This is a genomic window from Desulfobulbus alkaliphilus, assembly GCF_016918545.1.
GTDB lineage: Bacteria > Desulfobacterota > Desulfobulbia > Desulfobulbales > Desulfobulbaceae > Desulfobulbus > Desulfobulbus alkaliphilus.
This window is the reverse complement of record NZ_JAFFQC010000316.1, coordinates 1-425: the sequence shown is the minus strand read 5'-3', so window position 1 is coordinate 425 and position 425 is coordinate 1. Positions and strand designations below refer to the sequence as shown.

At 68.0% G+C, this 425-nt stretch carries 1 protein-coding gene; it reads right to left on the bottom strand.

The genetic code is table 11. The features are described 5' to 3' along the window. Positions 1 to 103: 103 nt before the first annotated feature. Positions 104 to 425: isocitrate/isopropylmalate family dehydrogenase (locus JWG43_RS21010; RefSeq protein ID WP_240193687.1), on the bottom strand; the 322-nt coding region annotated here is incomplete at its 5' end.

Genomic DNA, 425 nt, shown 5'->3' with positions numbered 1-425 from the left:
GCTCCGACGGGGCCATTCTTCTTTGTCCTACCGCGCTTCGCGCTGCTTGAGGACGTTTGGGCGTCCTGGCGGCAAGGCCCGTGCGGCGGGGCGCCTGCGGGGCTCAGCCCACGTCCGGCAGGGCGGTCTTCAGGTTCTCGGCGACCTTGTCGAGGAAGCCCTCGGTGGTTAGCCAGCCCTGTTGGTCGCCGACCAGCAGCGCCAGGTCCTTCGTCATGTGGCCGCTCTCGACCGTGTCCACGACCACCTTCTCCAGGGTGTCGGCGAACTGGTCTAGGGCGGCGTTGCCGTCCAGCTTGGCGCGGTGCTTGAAACCGCGCGTCCAGGCGAAGATCGAGGCGATCGAGTTGGTCGAGGTGGCCTCGCCCTTCTGATGCTGGCGATAGTGGCGGGTCACGGTGCCGTGGGCGGCTTCCGTCTCCAGC